Below are 17,837 nucleotides of genomic sequence, written 5' to 3' on the forward strand. Positions count from 1 at the left end.
CTTATTTCTTACTAACTTGAACAGCCTAAATGGCTATTGGTGTATTTTGAATTGACTTTGAATTAATCGTCTGTTCAATGTTAGAATTATTCTTCTTGTCTGCTACCACAACAATCTCCTTTAAGGCCTCACTCATCTCTTCTAAAACAAAATCTTGGTATGAAGTTTCGCTTAGATTTATACTGATGTTTTTCATTGATACCGATTGGTATCCAATGAAACTAATGGTAATAGCATAGGCATTTCCAGGAGGTAGGTTTGTTACCGAGTAATAGCCAGATTCTTGTGATATGGCACCAAACTTAAAGTTAGTCTGCGTATCTACTACCACTATTGTTGCAAGTTCTATAGGGTTTCCTTCTATATAAGTAATCTTTCCTTCTAGCTTACATGTTGTTTCTTGAGCAAAGTTCATGGTTGTCCAAAGAAGAACAACCAGCATGAAAATTCTTTTCATCTAGGGATAAAATTTTGAAAATGAATAAATGATTATGGTCGCGTTTTAGCAACAACCCCCACCATCATAATGAAAAGTAGATTCACTTATAAAAATATCCTGTCTGCCAATACTTGCTAAAGCACCAGCAGTTTTATCGCAAACAGCTAAAGGCTGATTTTTTAGAAGAACATGCCCTTTTTTATCATCAAAATAATCTTCATCTCCATAGTAGATTGCAGCTTTACCGGTAAAAACACATGGACCATCTTCTGGCATGGGATCTTTAATAGCAGCTACCTCAATAGATTCAATATAGATTAGTTCGTCAGTTGGGTAAGCACCAGGGGCTAAAATACGGTATGGTTTTCTAGCACGGATTTCGATAGTTCCAAAACCAACATCGGTTAAGGCCTTTACATATTGCTTAATAGGCAAACTTCCGCTAAGACAAAGCGCACGTAAACGGTCATCGTTTCTAAGCGTAGTATTCATTTCTTGCTCACATGTTGGATCACTCATCACTAGTTTCCCGTGAGGTTTTAAAACACGATACATTTCTTCAATTGCACGTTTTAAATCTTCTTCTTTAAAAATATTGAACAAGCAGTTTTGGGCAGCAACATCAATACTATTATCTTCTACTGGAAGATTTAACGCATCTCCTTTCTTAAGATCAACAAATTCTGATTTGAACCAATCATTTTCTTCTTCAGCTATTGCGAAGTTTTTTCTACTGGCTTCCAACATCTCATCAACAACGTCTACACCAACAACACCACCTTTTTGGCGATTAAAATAAGAGAATTGCAATAATTCCATTCCGCCACCAACACCAACATAAAGCATTTTTGGATTGTTAGAAAGATCTCTAGCGTGCACGGTACTACCACAACCATAGTTCATCTCTTGCATTATTTTCGGAATCTTTAATCCAGGTAGTTCCCAAATTGGATTTGTTGTGCAACATAAACCAACATCCGGGGTTAAAGCTGCTTCTTTATATAAATCGTTTGTTGCTTCTAAATAACTCATTGTGTAAAACTTTTTTCAGGTCGAACGCAGTGGAGACCTAATTAAAATTAGTGCTCTTTTATGACCTCTCGACTGCGCTCGAGGAGACATTGATTTTTAATATTATTTTCAGGCTACGGTTCCTTGACAACTACTACCTGCACCAGCCGTGCAACCATAGCAGTGTTGGGAAATGATAATATTTCTATCGTTTAATAAATCTTCGTTATAATCTTTAATATGCTTCACTTTACTTGCTACTTTTAAATCTAGCATCTGATTAAAATCGCAATCATATAACCAACCATCCCAACTAATAGAAATCGTATTGGTACACATTACATTGGCTACGGCAGCAGGATTGTAGGCTTCAACCAAAGCATACATATAGTCTTCGTAGTTTTCCGAGGCAATTAAATAATCTAAGAAGCGTGCAATGGGCAAATTGGTAATTGCAAATAGATTATGGAACTGAATCCCAAAATCTTCATCCAAAGCCTTTTTAAAATCCTTTTCCATAGCCATTTGATCTCCTGGCAAATAGGCCCCCGAGGGATTATAGACTAAATCTAATCGCAACGAACTTCCAGGCATTCCATAGCCTCTTTCATTAAGTTCTTGTAATGCTTTTATAGACTTATCAAAAACACCATCACCACGTTGTTTATCCGTTTTACCACGCGTGTAATGCGGCATGGAGGATATGACATGAACATTGTGTTTTTTAAAGAAGTCCGGCAAATCATAATACTTTTTGTTTGCTCGGATAATAGTAAGGTTAGAACGAACGATAAAATCTTTGATACCAGCTTTGGCAGCTTCTTCTACAAACCATCTAAAATCAGGGTTCATTTCTGGAGCTCCACCAGTTAAATCTAATGTATGTGCTCCAGTATTTTTTATTACTTCCAAACAAAGTTGCATGGTTTCCCTGGTCATTATCTCTTTTCGATCTGGACCAGCATCTACATGGCAGTGTTCACAAACCTGATTGCACATGTATCCTACATTTATTTGAAGAATTTCTAGTTTCTTTGGGCGAAGTGGAAAGTGTCCAATCTCTCCTATTTTATCCTTAAAATAAGGAAGCTCTCCATCCGCAAAAAGGCCGCCATCCAATATCTGTAGTTGCTTATTTGTGACTGCCAATTCGTTATCCCTTGCTTTAAGGGACTTTTGCATTGGTTTTTTCTTTGGTAGAATACTTTTTTCCATTTAATCTTTTTTAAAACATGGATTTGACTAACTACATAGATAGTTTGTTATACTTATTCATCATTTGCACACCATGCACCAACGTAGCTCCACTTTCAATAGCTGCTCCTGCATGCACTGCCTCCATCATTTCCTCTTTAGTAATTCCTTTTTGCAATCCATCTTTCGTATAGGCATCAATGCAATAGGGACATTTTACTACATGTGCTACAGCTAAAGCTATTAGAGATTTTTCTCTTGCACTTAGTGCACCTTCTTCGAAAACCTTACCGTAATAATCAAAGAATTTTGTTCCAAGTTCTTCGCTCCACTCTGTGATTTTGCCAAATTTTCTTAAATCTGCTGGGTCATAATATGAATTTGCCATTGTCTGTATTTATTATGTTCTAAATGAGATATTGATATTGTTGAATGATATCGCTAAGGAATTTAGTAGCGATAAAATTCATTAAAAAGAATAGCTAACTATTTAAAATGATAGTAACTAGAAAATCTAAAGAATTGGAGATCCTTTATTGTAAAAGGACAGTGAAAAATTGGTATGAGAAGTATTTTCTTGTTTAGGGAAAATGGGATCTAAATAGCTACTAATTTTATTCAACAGAAATAAAATAAACGAAGAAAGCGCCTTTGTAAAGTTAAGTAGAATAGCAACATCTCTTCTGGTATCAATATCTTCAAAAACTGGTAATCTAAATAGCTGAGAATTGTAGTTTTCAAATAATTGAGATATTCTATTGAATAAGCCAAAACGCTGCCAGGGTAATCTTTCAAACAAGGAAGCATCAAAGTTTGCCTTATGAAGCCCCATTAGATAAAATCCACCATCAAAAGTTGGACCTAGCACTGTTTTTCCAAGTTGAAGCTGTTTGTATGCATCAAGTAAATGTGCTGTTTTTAGCTGTGGGCTATCATTTCCAATGGTGATAATTGTATCAAAACCTTTTTGGTAAACTTCTTGAATAGCGTTTACAAAACGTTCCCCAAAAGAGGTTCCTAACTGTTCTTTTTCTGTAAAATGAAAATAGGGAAGTTTTGTTTTTTTAACCTTAGCTAAGGTCTCTTTGTTTAGTGCTTCAAATAATGCAGCACTTTTAGCAAATGGTTTTTGCTCAAATTCCGTAGATGCAGAATTTGCAAAAATGAGAATCGCTGTTTTATGTTTAGCAGTCTTTAGCAACTAAAGAAGTTTTGATTAGTAAACTTACGATAAATACTTTGATACGGTTTGGTCGTAAAGATGATAAAAAGTTTACGAGGAGATTTGTTAAACTTAAGCTACAGCAGTTAACTTTAACAAAAATGCAGAAGAGTGAGTAAATTATCAATTAAAAACAAAAAAATTGGACTTGTGTTATCTGGTGGCGGAGTTCGCGGCATGGCGCATATAGGTTTGTTAAAGGCAATGCGAGAGCGAAATATTGAGGCTCAAGAAGTTGCTGGAGCTAGTGTTGGAGCAGTTGTAGGCGCACTTTACGCCAATGGAAACAGCACTGATGAAATGCTTTCTTTTTTTAAAGAAACCCCACTTTTTCAGTATAGTTTTTTTGCTATTGGAAAACCAGGACTTATAGATACGAGCAAGTATTTTAAAATTTTCAGCAACTATTTTTCTGAGAATACTTTTGAATCATTATCCAGACCATTACATGTAGTGGCAACAGATTTAATGCATGGCAAAGAAAAGGTTTTTAACCAAGGAGAATTAGTTCTACCATTATTGGCTTCGGCAGCATTAACACCTGTCTTTAGTCCAGTAGAAATAGACAAAGTGCTTTATGCCGATGGAGGTATTATGAACAACTTTCCCAAGGAATATGTGGAAGATAACTGTGATTTTATAATTGGGAGTAATGTTTCTATAAATGGAACACTCAAAAAGAAAGATTTAAGCAATTCTTTACAACTTACAGGTAGAATTACCGGATTAATGATCTACGCCTCTTGCCGAGAAAAGATTGGGGAATGCGATGTTTTAATAGAACCCCAAGAACTGGAACAAATAGGTGTTTTGGATAAAAAGGGTATTGAAAAAGCCTTTACTATTGGTTATGACAGTGCGAGTTGGGCACTGGATAAAACCATAAATCAAACATCATCATAGTCCACCTTAAGTGTTGGTGTAGTTGGGTGTGCTTGGCAAGTTAAAATTAAACCTTCGGCAACTTCGTTGTCCGTTAAAATTTGGTTTTTGACCATTTCAGCTTTCCCTTCTGTTATGCGTGCAATACAACTGCTGCAAACCCCGCCTTGGCACGAATATGGAGCATCTATATCCTCTTTCAGCACTGCATCTAGAACCAGAGTTTTTTGATCCATTTCAAAAGCGAAGGTTTCATCATCAACGAGCACTTCTATTTTGGTCTTTCCATCTAAATCTTCTGCTAAAGTATCTTCAGTTTCTGAAGTAGTAAATAGTTCAAAATGGATATTGCCTTCCTCTACTCCATTGTTTTTTAAGGTTTCAGAAACCGTATTTATCATAGTTTCTGGCCCGCATAAATAGAAATCATTAAATGAAATCTCTTTAAACTTGTTTTTAACAATAAGATTTACTGTTGAGGTTTCTATTCTACCAAAAAGACAATCTGGTTCCGAGGAACGACTATATATCCACTGTACAAAAAACCGTTCTCCATATGTTTCTTGAAGCTTTTTAATTTCATCATGATACATAGTCTCTTCAGGGTTTTGATTTCCGTAAACCAAAACAAACTTATTGGCATCATTTGCTTCCAAAACAGTTTGCGCAATGCTCATAATAGGGGTAATCCCACTACCTGCAGCAAAAGCAGCTATATTTTGTGCTTCAGAACTCGGCTCAAAAACAAAACGCCCTTCTGGGGGCATCACCTCCAAAATGTCTCCCACTTTTAGTTTTTCATTAGCATAAACTGAAAAACTACCACCTTCCACTTTTTTAATACCTACGGTAAGTTTATCAGAAGATGGTGCAGAAGAAATAGAGTAAGCCCTGCGCAATTCTTCTCCATTAATAGTATGTTTTATGGTAATATATTGGCCAGCTAGGTATGAAAAAGTATCTTCTATATTTGACGGAATATCAAAAGTTAATGCAACAGAATTGGGCGTAAGTGAGTCAATTGCTGCCACAGTTAATTTATGAAAATCACTCATTGAATAAATTTTGGTTGCAAAACTACGGATTCATACTATTTTGAACGCTATATTTTTAAAATTGCATAGCTTTTGTAACAAATAATCTATTTTAGTTACTAACGCTAAGAACTAAATCACCAACGACTATGTTCAAACACTTTATCAACCTTCAGTGGAAATCCTTTTTTAGGTCCGCTTCATTCAAAACGGAAATATGGTTTAAAATATTAATGGCCCTAGGGGCATTATATTTTATTGCTGTGTTCCTAAGCCTTGGCTTTGGTTCCTATTTTATAATAGAAGAAGCCGGCTGGGGAGACCCATTGCGAGTGGTAAATCAATTTGCTATTTATTATTTGGCTTTTGATATGGTGTTTAGGTATATGCTACAGAAAATGCCCGTTACCAATATTAAGCCGCTTTTGTATCTGCCCTTTAAGAAAAGTCAAGTCGTGCATTACTCATTAGGCAAGACCATGGTATCTTTTTTTAACTGGATGCATGCTTTTTTCTTTATTCCCTTTAGTGTAATACTACTTATAAAAGGCTATGATGCTGCAGGGGTGATAGGTTGGCACTTAGGATTTATGGCATTAATATATTGTAACAATTTTATTAATGTTCTAGTAAACAATAAAGACAACATTTTTTATGTAATCGCCAGTATTTTTATCTTACTAGGAGTGTCACAATATTACGGCTGGTTTGATATTACCACCTACACAGCACCACTGTTTGATTTTCTTTATGATATTCCGGTAACAGCTCTAGTGCCCTGGACAATCTTACTTGGTCTTTTTGGAGCGTCTTTCAACTATTTTAAAAAGAATATGTATCTGGATGGTGGTCTTGCCACAAAACATACAGAAGCAAAAACGGAAAACTTAGATTGGTTAAACCGTTTTGGGAATTTAGGAACCTTTTTAAAGAACGATATTAAACTTATAAAAAGAAATAAGCGAGCGCGTACAGCGGTAATCATGGGCTTCTTTTTTATTTTCTATGGCCTATTGTTTTTTACTCAATCTATCGAGGCCTATGACAATAATTTCATAAAGATTTTTGCTGGAATTTTTGTTACTGGGGGATTCTTGTTCAGCTTTGGACAGTATGTACCTAGCTGGGATAGCAGTTATTACCCGTTGATGATGAGCCAGAATATTCAATATAAAGAATACCTGTCTTCTAAATGGTACTTGGTAATTATTGCCACCATAATTTCCACCTTTTTGGCAACTTTTTACCTGTATTTTGGTTGGGAAGCTTACGCTGCAGTTTTAGCTGGAGCAATTTACAATGTTGGAATTAACTCGTATTTAGTTTTATGGGGCGGGGCCTATGTAAAATCTCCAATAGATTTAACATCAAACAAAAAGGCATTTGGAGATAAACAGGCGTTCAATGCAAAGACATTGTTAATTACATTACCTAAACTATTGTTGCCGATTATCATTTACACTATTGGGCACTTTGCCATTAGTCCAACAGCTGGATATATTTTTGTGGCTGTATTTGGTCTTCTCGGCTTTGTCTTTAAGAATAGGATGTTTGCCATAATCGAAAGAATTTATAAAAAAGAGAAATATAAAACGCTAGCTGCCTACAAACAAAAAGCATAACCAACTATGATTACAGTTAATAATTTATCAAAAACATACGGTGCGCAAACCGTTTTAAATATTGAATCTTTAGAAATCCCTAAGGGACAAAGTTTTGGTCTTGTCGGGAACAATGGAGCAGGCAAAACAACTTTATTTAGCCTGTTATTAGATTTAATTCAACCTAGTACAGGTCATATTATTAGCAATGAAGTTCAAGTGGACCAAAGCGAAGCATGGAAGCCCTTTACTTCTGCTTTTATTGATGAAACTTTTTTAATTGGATATTTAACCCCAGAAGAGTACTTCTACTTTATTGGAGAGTTGCGAGGAAGGAACAAAGCAGATGTGGATGCACTTTTAGCACAGTTTGAGGATTTTTTCCATGGGGAAATTTTAGGTCAAAAGAAATATTTACGCGATTTATCTAAGGGAAACCAAAAGAAAGCGGGAATCGTGGCCAGTTTTATTGGTAATCCAGAAGTGGTTATTCTAGATGAGCCTTTTGCAAACTTGGACCCAACCACACAAATTCGCTTAAAGGGAATCATAAAAGAATTGGCGGAAAAAGAAGGTGTGACGGTTTTGGTTTCCAGTCATGATTTAATTCATGTGACCGAAGTTTGCGAGCGAATTGTAGTTTTAAATAAGGGTGAAATCGTAAAAGATATTAAGACTTCAAAAGAAACATTAAAGGAACTGGAAACCTTCTTTGGAGGGTAACTTAAGTTACTTTTATTATTTTTAGTGTTCTTAGAATAAATAGCAGAATGCCTTCTGATTTAGATTTGCTTGTTGACCACTATCAATGGGAAGTCCAACGACTTGAGACTCTTATAAAAGAGCATAAAGAACAACACTTTTATGAGGAAGTTATTTTGGATAGCAAGGCTTTAAGTAAAGCCAGCAGGGAATTAGATAGACTTCTTAATCTAAAGTATCCTAATCATTCCAAAATTCAGAACAAAAAAAATTTAATTTCTTCAATCAAAAAAATGGAGAAAAAAATTTCACTAAATAAGTTGCAAAATTTCTCTTTTATGGATTCTGAAATAAATAATTTAAAAAAAGAAATTGATAAATTATCAAAGGAAAAATCAGAATCAAATTTTGAAACTCAAATTCTGGATGAGGAAATATATAAACTATTGAAAAATCAGGTCAAAGGGGTGATGTTGAAAATCCAATGTTATGACAATAGGTTTTTTTTAAACATATGTAAAATTCACTTTAATGAGTTAAAAGTAGAATTTTGGATGGAGGAACCGGATGAAAAATCCTTTTTAAAGAGGCATGATATTACCAAAGAGCTGCGGTTTCTTTATAATGATACTACAGAAAAATTCACTAGGCGATACAAATTAGATTCTGTAAAAAATATTCTTCCTTTCAAAGAGTTCTTAGCAAGATTGATTTGTGGATTACAACCAGATTTAGAATTAGGCAATACAATTTATGCAGCAGTAAGATAATTTCCTTATTTATCGATAAGCCCCATACTAAATGGGGCTTTTTTTAGTTATCATAGTTAGGAAAGATTTTTACATTGAAGTTTTATTTTAATCGTATCATTTCGGGCGTGGTGTTGATTGTGCTTACTAGTGCATGTTCAACAAAAAAGGATGCCTTTATAAACCGTAATTGGCATGCGCTGAATACCAAGTACAACACTTTGTACAATGGTAATCTAGCGTTTGAAAAAGGCAGGGAAGAATTGAACAACAATTACCGTGATGATTTTTGGGAAGTACTCCCAGTAGAGCGCTTAGAGGTCACCGAAGAAATAAAACTGGATTCAGAGGACAATAATCCCAACTTTATCATAGCTGAGGAAAAAGCTACCAAGGCCATACAAAAACACAGTATGGACATTAAAGATGAAGAACGCAATCCACAAACGGACGAAGCTTTTTTGCTCTTGGGTAAGGCGCGCTATTTTGACCAACGCTATATTCCTGCGCTAGAATCCTTCAATTATATCTTAAGAAAATATACACAAAGTGATAAGCTGAACGAAGCTAGAATCTGGAGGGAAAAGACCAATATGCGATTGGATAATTCGGAATTGGCAATTAAAAACCTCAAAAACCTTTTTAAGTACGATGTGCTCAAAGACCAAGAATATGCAGATGCCAATTCTGTCATGGCTCAGGCCTATTTAAATACTGGTGCTGCTGATACCGCAATTCAAAAACTAAAGATTGCCCAAGGCTATACCAAAAAGAATCCTGAAAAGGGGAGATATCTTTTTATTATTGGACAGTTATACAATCAACTTGGCTTTAAGGACAGTGCCAACTATGCTTTTGATAAAGTAATTGCATTAAATAGGAAATCTCCAAGGGTATATATGATCAATTCCCATTTACAGAAAATCCGAAATACTGCTATTAAAGATTCTAACAAGGAAGAATTAATAGAATACCTAACGGACTTAGAAGAGAATCGTGAAAACCGTCCTTTTTTAGATAAAATATATCATGAAATAGCGCAATATCATTTGGCACTGGGTTCAGATAGTTTGGCATTGGCGTATTATAACAAATCCTTAAGAGCCACGGAAACGGATAAAAAACTGAACGCTAGAAACTATGAGAATTTAGCGGAATACAATTTTGATGAAAACAATTACAAGGCTTCTGGAGCATATTACGATAGTGTTTTGACCAATTTAACGGTCAACACCAAAAAGTATCGCACAATAAAGAAAAAGTTTGACAACTTGGAAGATGTTATTAAGTACGAGGATATTTCGTATAAAGCAGATAGCATCATCGTACTTTATGAAATGTCACCTGATGAGCGTGTTACCTATTTTGAAAAACATATTGAAGAATTAAGACGCAAAGCGGAAGAGGCAGCACAAAAAGAAGAAGAGCGAACTACAAAAGGTTTTGCAGCTTTTGGTGAAACTAAAGCAGGTAAAAAAAACCAGGGAAAATTCTATTTCTATAATGTAACAAGCTTGGGTTATGGCAAGAATGATTTTAAAACTAGGTGGGGAGACCGTCAGTTAGAAGATGATTGGAGATGGAGTAATAAAGCCAAAGCGTTACCTTCTGAAGCAACGGGAGAACTAGTGGTAGATACAAATACAATTGGGGAACCCACGGAAGAAGAAAAATATTCATTGGATTTCTACTTGGATGCCATTCCTACTGAAATTGAAGTTATAGACAGTTTACGTACTGAACGAAATTTTGCAAATTATCAGCTTGGGCTTATTTACAAAGAGAAGTTTAAAGAAAACATGTTGGCTGCGGATAAATTGGAATCTGTGTTGGCATCCAGACCAGAAGAACGTTTGATACTTCCTTCAAAATATAACTTGTATAAGATTTATGAAGAATCTGGTAGCCCATTGGCAACAACGGTAAAGCAAGATATTATAAAAAACCATGCCGATTCCCGTTATGCAGAGATACTTTTAAACCCTCAGGCAGTACTTGCAGATAATTCAGATAGTCCCGATAAAAAATACACAGAACTTTATAAGTTGTTTCAAGCTCAAGACTTTTTAAATGTGATTACCAAATCAGAAGCGTATATTAATAAGTTTACTGGAGACCCAATAGTTCCAAAGTTTGAAATGCTCAAGGCAAACGCAATTGGTCGCTTACAGGGATTTGGGCCTTTTAAAGAAGCCTTAAATTATGTGGCGCTAACTTACCCCAATAACCCTGAAGGCAAAAAAGCTGAGACCATGGTAGCGGAACAGTTGCCAAAATTGGAAACAAAAAAGTTCTCTCCCGAAACGGGTTCAAGAGGAACAGGAAATTGGAAGGTAGTTTTCCCTTTTAAGATAAGTAACAATGAGGCAGCTCTAAAGCTTAAAAAACGTCTAGAAAAATCCATTAAAGACCTAAATTACAAGAATATCGTATCTAAGGATATTTACACTTTAGAGGACCAATTTGTGGTCGTACATGGATTTAAATCAAAAGACTTTGCGCTGGGCTATGCCGAGCTGTTAAAAAACAATAAGGATTACCGCATTAAGGATGAGAATTTTGTAATTTTATCATCTAACTATAAAATCATACAAGTACATAAGAATATAGACGAGTATAAATCACAAATTTTAACCCCAAAACCGTGAGCAAAATGTTTTCAGACAACAAAAAACCTATGGAAAGCTTTGGCGGACAGCCAAACAGAATTGAAAAGAATACCGTAATAAAAGGTAACATTACTTCTCAAGCCGATTTTAGAATAGATGGAAAATTGGATGGTAATGTAAAAACCTCTGGCAAAGTAGTTATTGGTAAAGACGGCCTTATAAAAGGTAAAGTAGAGTGTGTAAATGCAGATATAGAGGGTAATTTTGATGGGGAACTTTTTGTTTCTGAATTACTTTCACTTAAATCTTCAGCAAAAATTGAGGGAACAGTGAATGTGTCCAAATTATCAGTGGAGCCTGGGGCTACATTCAATGCTTCCTGTAGCATGGGTAAGGGAGTATCCGCGCCTACTACATCCACATCTAGTGGGACTACCCACAAGATAGGTTCAACAAAATCAAATGAGCCAGCAAAAGTCTCCTAAGAAGAAACGCCTATTAAATAGTTATGCTAAGTTTTCTGGGATTGCATTTCAAATGATTGCAATTATTGGAGCTGGCACATATTTAGGTGTATTTTTAGACGAAAAATATCCAAATAAGCATTCCATTTATACGGTTATTTGTTCTTTATTTGCAGTGATAATTTCAATATATTTTGTTGTAAGGCAAATTATTAAAATATCTAAGCACTAATTGTCATGTCCGAGTCTTTTAAGAAGCGTCAATTGCTTTTTATGGTTCAATTGCTTATTGGAGCAGCATTGCTTTATTTACTTCATACCTATTTGTTGAATGCATTACAAACCGACTATAAATTTGTAATACCTCTTTGGAACACCTACTTGTTTCATTTTATTTCAGTTTTAATAGTCTATTCCATCATTAATTTCCGATTTGCCAATGGTAAAGTTCAGGTGTTTAATCCATTTATTCTTTTAATGATTTTAAAGATGTTCTTGGTTGTAATATTCTTACTTCCATTGTTCCTTTCTGAAGCACCGAATAAAGTTAGTGACGCAATCAATTTTTTTATTCCTTATTTTATTTTTTTAGCTTTTGAAGTTTATAGCATTAACCAGTTTTTAGCAGCTAAATAATCCTTCTGTTTTATTGTTTGTCAATTCATTTTATGTGCGTACATTTGCACGGAATTTTTAGAGCGGTATTTTAATCTGATAAACGAATGCGAATAAGTACTTTTAAAGCAGCTTTTTTAGGACTTTTACTTGCGCTGCCCATTGCTGGTTTTGCCTACGATAAAGAAGAATCAGAAGGGGATAAAAAATTTGACCCAAACGAGATGATAATGCATCACGTTAAGGATGCGCATGAATTTCACATTATAGACATTGATGATAAGCCAATCTCGCTTCCCTTACCAATAATTTTATGGACAGATAACGGCCTTACAACATTTATGTCCAGTGAATTTCATCATGATGATGAAGGTAAAGTTGTTGTTGAGAAAAATGGGGGTAAGTTTGTAAAACTTCACGAAAAAATATATCAATTAAATGATGGTGCTAATGCTGTTTTTTTTGATGATAAGCATCATCCAACTAATGCTGGCAAACCTTTAGACATATCAATAACGAGAAATGTATTTATGATGTGGGTTTCTGTTATAGTGTTGCTTTTAATTTTTATTTCCGCAGCTAGGGTATATAGAAAATCAGAGAATAAAGTGCCAACCGGGATTGCTGGTTTTGTAGAGCCTCTTATTGTTTTTGTTCGTGATGAGATTGCTAGACCTATGATTGGAGAAAACAAGTACAAAAGGTATATGCCTTATTTGCTGACTATTTTCTTCTTTATTTGGATAAATAATATTTTTGGACTTATACCAATATTAAACGGAGCAAACCTTAGTGGAAATATTGCATTTACATTTACATTAGCATTATTCACTTTTATAATTACCACTTTTAGCGGGAATAAAAACTATTGGAAACATATTTTTTGGATGCCAGGTGTTCCTGTTCCAATGAAGATATTTTTAATGCCGATAGAGCTTATCGGTATTTTTACAAAGCCAATTTCTTTAATGATTCGTTTGTTCGCAAACATAACTGCAGGACACATTATAATTTTGGCTTTAATGTCATTGATTTTTATTTTTGAAACGGTTTGGGTTTCTCCAATCTCTGTGGCATTCTCACTATTTATTACGGTTATTGAAATTGTTGTAACTGCAATACAAGCATATATTTTTACAATTTTGTCAGCCCTTTATTTTGGAATGGCAACGGAAGAAGAACATCATTAATTTAAATTTTATATTATGACTATTTATGGAATCGCAGCTATTGGCGCAGGTTTAGCAGCTATTGGAGCTGGTGTTGGTATTGGAAACATCGGTGGAAGAGCTATGGAAGCTATGGCTCGTCAGCCAGAAATGCACGGAAAGATTCAATCTTCTGCGCTTATTCTTGCAGCTTTCGTTGAAGCGGTAGCATTATTCGGTGTGGTTGTTGCTTTGTTACAAGCAGCTCCTGCAGCTTAAGTAATTTTAATGCAGGAGTAACGGTTGGTTGCTTCTGCATTTAATTAATTACAATAGTTAAGTCAAAATTTAAATTAGTTAAACACTAAGAAATGGATTTAGTAAACCCAGGGTTTGGATTAGTTTTTTGGACAGCAATTACTTTTTTAATCCTTTTATGGATTTTAAGGAAATTTGCTTGGAAGCCTATCTTAGGTGCGGTAAGTGAGCGCGAGCAATCAATAAAAAGTGCTTTGGATTCTGCAGAAGAGGCAAAGAAGGAAATGCAAAACCTTCAAGCAGATAATCAGAGAATCTTAAAAGAAGCAAGAGCGGAACGTGATGCCATGCTTAAGGAAGCAAGAGAATTGAAGGAGGGAATAATTTCTGAAGCAAAAGAGCAAGCAAAAACAGAAGGAGATAAAATGCTTAAGCAAGCTCAAGCTGCTATTGAGAGTGAAAAGAAAGCTGCTGTTGCGGATATAAAGAAACAAGTAGCAAATCTTTCTGTGGATATTGCAGAGAAAGTAATCAAAGAAGAATTGTCCGATAAAAAGAAGCAACTAAAATTAGTTGATGATATGTTGGGTGACATCAAATTAAATTAGGGGAAAGAGTTTAGAAGTTTAAAGCTTTTGGTTTACAGCGTTTATAAAATGTTCTAAACCAGTAAACATCTAATCGTATAAACTTTAAAAAATGAACGAAGCTAGAGCAGCCATACGATATGCAAAAGCAACCTTGGACTTTGCCGTTGAACAGAAAGCAGCGGACAAGGTAGAAAAGGATATGCGTACCATTGCCTCTGTAATTTCAGAAAATACAGAATTGCAAAATGTATTGTCTAGTCCAGTTGTGAAAAATGATGTTAAGAAGAAGTCTTTGAATGCAATTTTCAAGGGAAGCAATCAAATTACTTTGGGGCTTATAGATACGCTAACGGCTAACAAGCGTATAGAAATGCTTCAAGAAGTAGCCTACAAATACATTATCCTTTTCGAGAAAATGAAAGGCGAGGATGTTGCTCATGTTACTTCTGCAGTTCCTTTAACAGCTGACTTAGAAAAGAAGATTTTAGCACAAGTAACCAAATTAACGGGTAATAAGGTTACTATAGAAAATAAGGTTGATGAAAGTATTGTTGGTGGATTCATTCTAAGAGTGGGCGATTTACAATACGATGCCAGTGTGGCAAACAAACTAAACGGATTAAAACGAGAATTTACAAATAGTCTATAAAAATGGCAGGAGTAAAAGCAGCTGAGGTTTCAGCAATATTAAAGCAGCAATTATCAGGTTTTGAAGCTACGGCTTCTCTAGACGAAGTAGGAACAGTACTTCAGGTAGGTGATGGTATTGCACGTGTGTACGGTTTAGCTAATGTTCAATATGGTGAGCTAGTAGAGTTTGCTGGCGGAATGCAAGGTATCGTTTTGAACTTGGAAGAAGACAATGTTGGTGTGGTACTATTAGGTCCATCTAAAGAGGTTGTAGAAGGTGCTACGGTAAAACGTACACAACGTATTGCATCTATTAATGTAGGTGAAGGTATTGTTGGGCGTGTTGTGGACACTCTAGGAACTCCAATCGATGGTAAAGGTCCTATCTCTGGTAAGACTTATGAAATGCCGTTGGAACGTAAAGCTCCTGGTGTTATTTACCGTCAGCCAGTAAACGAGCCATTACAAACTGGAATCAAAGCAATTGATGCTATGATTCCTGTTGGTAGAGGTCAGCGTGAGTTGGTAATTGGTGACCGTCAGACTGGTAAGACTACAGTTTGTATTGATACCATTCTTAATCAAAAGGAATTTTACGATGCTGGTGAGCCAGTATATTGTATATATGTCGCAATTGGTCAAAAAGCATCTACTGTTGCTGCCATTGCAAAAACATTAGAAGATAAAGGCGCATTAGCTTATACAACAATAGTTGCAGCAAATGCATCTGATCCTGCTCCAATGCAGGTATATGCTCCGTTTGCTGGTGCAGCTGTTGGAGAGTATTTTAGAGATACCGGTAGACCAGCATTAATTATTTATGATGATTTATCCAAACAAGCGGTTGCTTATCGTGAGGTTTCTCTATTATTAAGAAGACCACCGGGACGTGAGGCATACCCAGGTGACGTTTTCTACCTTCACTCAAGATTATTGGAGCGTTCTGCTAAGGTTATTGCTGATGATGAAATTGCGAAGAACATGAACGATCTTCCAGATTCATTAAAGCCACTAGTAAAAGGTGGAGGTTCTTTAACGGCGCTACCAATTATTGAGACACAAGCGGGTGATGTTTCTGCATATATTCCAACCAACGTAATTTCGATTACGGATGGTCAAATTTTCTTGGAACAAGATTTATTTAACCAAGGTGTTCGTCCAGCGATTAACGTAGGTATTTCGGTATCTCGTGTGGGTGGTTCGGCGCAAATTAAATCAATGAAGAAAGTAGCAGGTACACTTAAACTGGATCAAGCACAGTTCCGTGAATTGGAAGCATTTGCTAAGTTCGGTTCAGATTTGGATGCTGCTACATTGAACGTAATTGAAAAAGGACGTAGAAACGTAGAGATATTAAAACAAGCTCAGAATGATCCTTTTACAGTAGAAGACCAAGTTGCTATCATTTTTGCAGGTTCTAAAAACTTGTTGCGTGACGTACCGGTTGATAAAGTAAAAGAATTTGAAAGAGATTTTATCGAGTTCCTAAATGCAAAGCATAGAGATGTTTTGGATACTTTAAAATCAGGTAAATTGACAGATGAGGTTACAGATACCTTAACAGCGGTTTGTAAGGATTTATCAGGAAAATATAGAGCATAATCATTCTTTAAATTGATTTATGGCAAATCTTAAAGAAATACGAAATAGAATAGCATCCGTTTCTTCAACGATGCAGATTACCAGTGCCATGAAAATGGTATCTGCTGCAAAATTGAAGAAAGCACAAGACGCTATTACTGCAATGCGCCCTTATTCTGATAAACTGACAGAACTTTTACAAAGTTTAAGTGCTAGTTTAGATGGAGATGCAGGTAGCAAGTATGCAGATAACAGAGAAGTAAGTAAAGTTCTTGTTGTTGCGATTACATCTAATCGTGGTCTTTGTGGAGCGTTCAATACAAATATCATTAAACAGTGTTCTGCTTTACTAGATACTTATGCTGGAAAACAAGTAGATTTTATTACTGTTGGTAAAAAAGCAAATGACGTTCTAGGAAAAAACAATACGGTTCTTTCTAACCATAGTGCTGTTTATGATGACTTAACCTTTGATAATGTTGCAGAGATAGCTGAAAACTTAATGCAACGTTTTACTGAAGGCGAGTACGATAAGATTGAATTAGTGTATAACAAATTCAAAAATGCAGCTACCCAAATTGTAATGTCTGAGCAGTTTTTGCCAATCGTTCCCATGGAAGGGGATACTTCTGGAGCTGCGGATTATATATTTGAGCCGTCAAAGCCTGAGATTGTAGAGCAATTGATTCCAAAGTCATTGAAGACACAATTGTATAAAGCTATTCGTGATTCTTTTGCTAGCGAGCACGGGGCTCGTATGACAGCAATGCATAAAGCAACAGATAATGCTACGGAACTACGTGACCAATTAAAGTTAACGTACAACAAAGCGAGACAAGCAGCTATTACCAATGAAATATTGGAAATTGTTGGCGGAGCGGAAGCATTGAACAATTAGGCGTAGTCTTAGCTAAGCCAAATTCTTCAAAATAAAGAAGCGTTGAACAATTAGATTTTGTCATTCCTGCCTACGCAGGAATCTCTAAGCTTTGTAGTAACCATAATTGTCAAACATAATAATATAAAACCTCACAGAAATGTGAGGTTTTTTTGTTTTTGGATGTAACATTTTCTAAGAATTGAATCTAAAGGGAAAATTTAATTTAAA

20 protein-coding genes are annotated in these 17,837 nt (G+C 35.5%); 14 read left to right on the forward strand and 6 right to left on the reverse strand.

Going from position 1 to position 17,837, the window contains the following annotated elements:
• Window positions 1-25: 25 nt before the first annotated feature.
• From AACP56_RS07015 to AACP56_RS07035, 5 genes are all read right to left on the reverse strand, one after another.
• The gene (locus AACP56_RS07015) at window positions 26-457 is read right to left on the reverse strand and encodes a carboxypeptidase-like regulatory domain-containing protein (protein ID WP_339336025.1); all 432 of its coding nucleotides are present in this window, start codon (window positions 455-457) and stop codon (window positions 26-28) included.
• A 45-nt stretch (window positions 458-502) separates the two neighbouring features.
• The gene (arsM, locus tag AACP56_RS07020; RefSeq protein ID WP_339336023.1) at window positions 503-1,471 is read right to left on the reverse strand and encodes an arsenosugar biosynthesis arsenite methyltransferase ArsM; all 969 of its coding nucleotides are present in this window, start codon (window positions 1,469-1,471) and stop codon (window positions 503-505) included.
• 108 nt (window positions 1,472-1,579) lie between these two features.
• On the reverse strand, window positions 1,580-2,665 hold the full coding sequence (gene arsS, locus AACP56_RS07025; protein ID WP_339336020.1) for an arsenosugar biosynthesis radical SAM (seleno)protein ArsS: 1,086 nt from the start codon (window positions 2,663-2,665) through the stop codon (window positions 1,580-1,582).
• Window positions 2,666-2,696: 31 nt separating this feature from the next.
• Complete coding sequence (locus AACP56_RS07030; protein WP_311349785.1) at window positions 2,697-3,032, reverse strand: arsenosugar biosynthesis-associated peroxidase-like protein; 336 nt, start codon at window positions 3,030-3,032, stop codon at window positions 2,697-2,699.
• Between the two features lie 126 nt (window positions 3,033-3,158).
• Window positions 3,159-3,845 carry a TIGR04282 family arsenosugar biosynthesis glycosyltransferase gene (locus AACP56_RS07035; protein ID WP_339336018.1) on the reverse strand — a complete coding sequence of 229 codons (687 nt, stop codon included), beginning with the start codon at window positions 3,843-3,845 and terminating at the stop codon, window positions 3,159-3,161.
• Between the two features lie 132 nt (window positions 3,846-3,977).
• Here AACP56_RS07035 and AACP56_RS07040 point away from each other — a divergent pair, with 132 nt between their 5' ends.
• On the forward strand, window positions 3,978-4,769 hold the full coding sequence (locus AACP56_RS07040) for a patatin-like phospholipase family protein (protein ID WP_339336016.1): 792 nt from the start codon (window positions 3,978-3,980) through the stop codon (window positions 4,767-4,769).
• Here the strand turns inward: AACP56_RS07040 and AACP56_RS07045 are convergent.
• Window positions 4,754-5,803 carry a ferredoxin--NADP reductase gene (locus AACP56_RS07045; RefSeq protein WP_339336014.1) on the reverse strand — a complete coding sequence of 350 codons (1,050 nt, stop codon included), beginning with the start codon at window positions 5,801-5,803 and terminating at the stop codon, window positions 4,754-4,756. The two genes, AACP56_RS07040 and AACP56_RS07045, sit on opposite strands and share 16 nt — an antisense overlap.
• A gap of 128 nt (window positions 5,804-5,931) precedes the next feature.
• Here AACP56_RS07045 and AACP56_RS07050 point away from each other — a divergent pair, with 128 nt between their 5' ends.
• The 13 genes from AACP56_RS07050 (at window position 5,932) to atpG (ending at window position 17,627) form a co-directional block, all read left to right on the forward strand.
• Window positions 5,932-7,404: a DUF5687 family protein gene (locus AACP56_RS07050; RefSeq protein WP_339336012.1), complete on the forward strand. Its 1,473-nt coding sequence runs from the start codon at window positions 5,932-5,934 to the stop codon at window positions 7,402-7,404.
• A gap of 6 nt (window positions 7,405-7,410) precedes the next feature.
• Window positions 7,411-8,106 (forward strand): ABC transporter ATP-binding protein, encoded by a 696-nt coding sequence (locus AACP56_RS07055; protein ID WP_339336010.1) that lies wholly within the window; start codon window positions 7,411-7,413, stop codon window positions 8,104-8,106.
• A gap of 47 nt (window positions 8,107-8,153) precedes the next feature.
• Window positions 8,154-8,855, forward strand: a complete 702-nt coding sequence (locus AACP56_RS07060; RefSeq protein WP_339336008.1) for a hypothetical protein — start codon at window positions 8,154-8,156, stop codon at window positions 8,853-8,855.
• Between the two features lie 74 nt (window positions 8,856-8,929).
• Complete coding sequence (gene porW, locus AACP56_RS07065) at window positions 8,930-11,482, forward strand: type IX secretion system periplasmic lipoprotein PorW/SprE (protein ID WP_339336006.1); 2,553 nt, start codon at window positions 8,930-8,932, stop codon at window positions 11,480-11,482.
• A gap of 5 nt (window positions 11,483-11,487) precedes the next feature.
• A complete protein-coding gene (locus AACP56_RS07070; RefSeq protein ID WP_339336004.1) occupies window positions 11,488-11,928 on the forward strand; it encodes a bactofilin family protein in 441 nt (146 codons plus the stop codon).
• Window positions 11,906-12,139 carry an AtpZ/AtpI family protein gene (locus AACP56_RS07075; protein ID WP_339336002.1) on the forward strand — a complete coding sequence of 78 codons (234 nt, stop codon included), beginning with the start codon at window positions 11,906-11,908 and terminating at the stop codon, window positions 12,137-12,139. The genes AACP56_RS07070 and AACP56_RS07075 overlap by 23 nt, the downstream gene beginning before the upstream one ends.
• A 5-nt stretch (window positions 12,140-12,144) precedes the next feature.
• Entirely contained in the window at window positions 12,145-12,543 is a 399-nt protein-coding gene (locus AACP56_RS07080) for a hypothetical protein (protein WP_339335999.1), read from the forward strand.
• A gap of 86 nt (window positions 12,544-12,629) precedes the next feature.
• On the forward strand, window positions 12,630-13,712 hold the full coding sequence (gene atpB / locus AACP56_RS07085) for a F0F1 ATP synthase subunit A (RefSeq protein ID WP_339335997.1): 1,083 nt from the start codon (window positions 12,630-12,632) through the stop codon (window positions 13,710-13,712).
• A 15-nt stretch (window positions 13,713-13,727) separates the two neighbouring features.
• Complete coding sequence (gene atpE, locus AACP56_RS07090; protein WP_054559962.1) at window positions 13,728-13,949, forward strand: ATP synthase F0 subunit C; 222 nt, start codon at window positions 13,728-13,730, stop codon at window positions 13,947-13,949.
• A gap of 92 nt (window positions 13,950-14,041) precedes the next feature.
• Window positions 14,042-14,536, forward strand: a complete 495-nt coding sequence (locus AACP56_RS07095; RefSeq protein WP_339335995.1) for a F0F1 ATP synthase subunit B — start codon at window positions 14,042-14,044, stop codon at window positions 14,534-14,536.
• 91 nt (window positions 14,537-14,627) lie between these two features.
• Complete coding sequence (gene atpH / locus AACP56_RS07100) at window positions 14,628-15,167, forward strand: ATP synthase F1 subunit delta (protein ID WP_339335993.1); 540 nt, start codon at window positions 14,628-14,630, stop codon at window positions 15,165-15,167.
• Window positions 15,168-15,169: 2 nt separating this feature from the next.
• A complete protein-coding gene (atpA, locus tag AACP56_RS07105) occupies window positions 15,170-16,750 on the forward strand; it encodes a F0F1 ATP synthase subunit alpha (protein WP_339335991.1) in 1,581 nt (526 codons plus the stop codon).
• A 19-nt stretch (window positions 16,751-16,769) separates the two neighbouring features.
• Window positions 16,770-17,627 (forward strand): ATP synthase F1 subunit gamma, encoded by an 858-nt coding sequence (gene atpG, locus AACP56_RS07110; protein ID WP_339335989.1) that lies wholly within the window; start codon window positions 16,770-16,772, stop codon window positions 17,625-17,627.
• Window positions 17,628-17,837: the final 210 nt, after the last annotated feature.

Origin of the sequence: Croceitalea sp. MTPC6, assembly GCF_036985525.1 — a bacterium.
Taxonomy (GTDB): Bacteria; Bacteroidota; Bacteroidia; order Flavobacteriales; family Flavobacteriaceae; genus Croceitalea.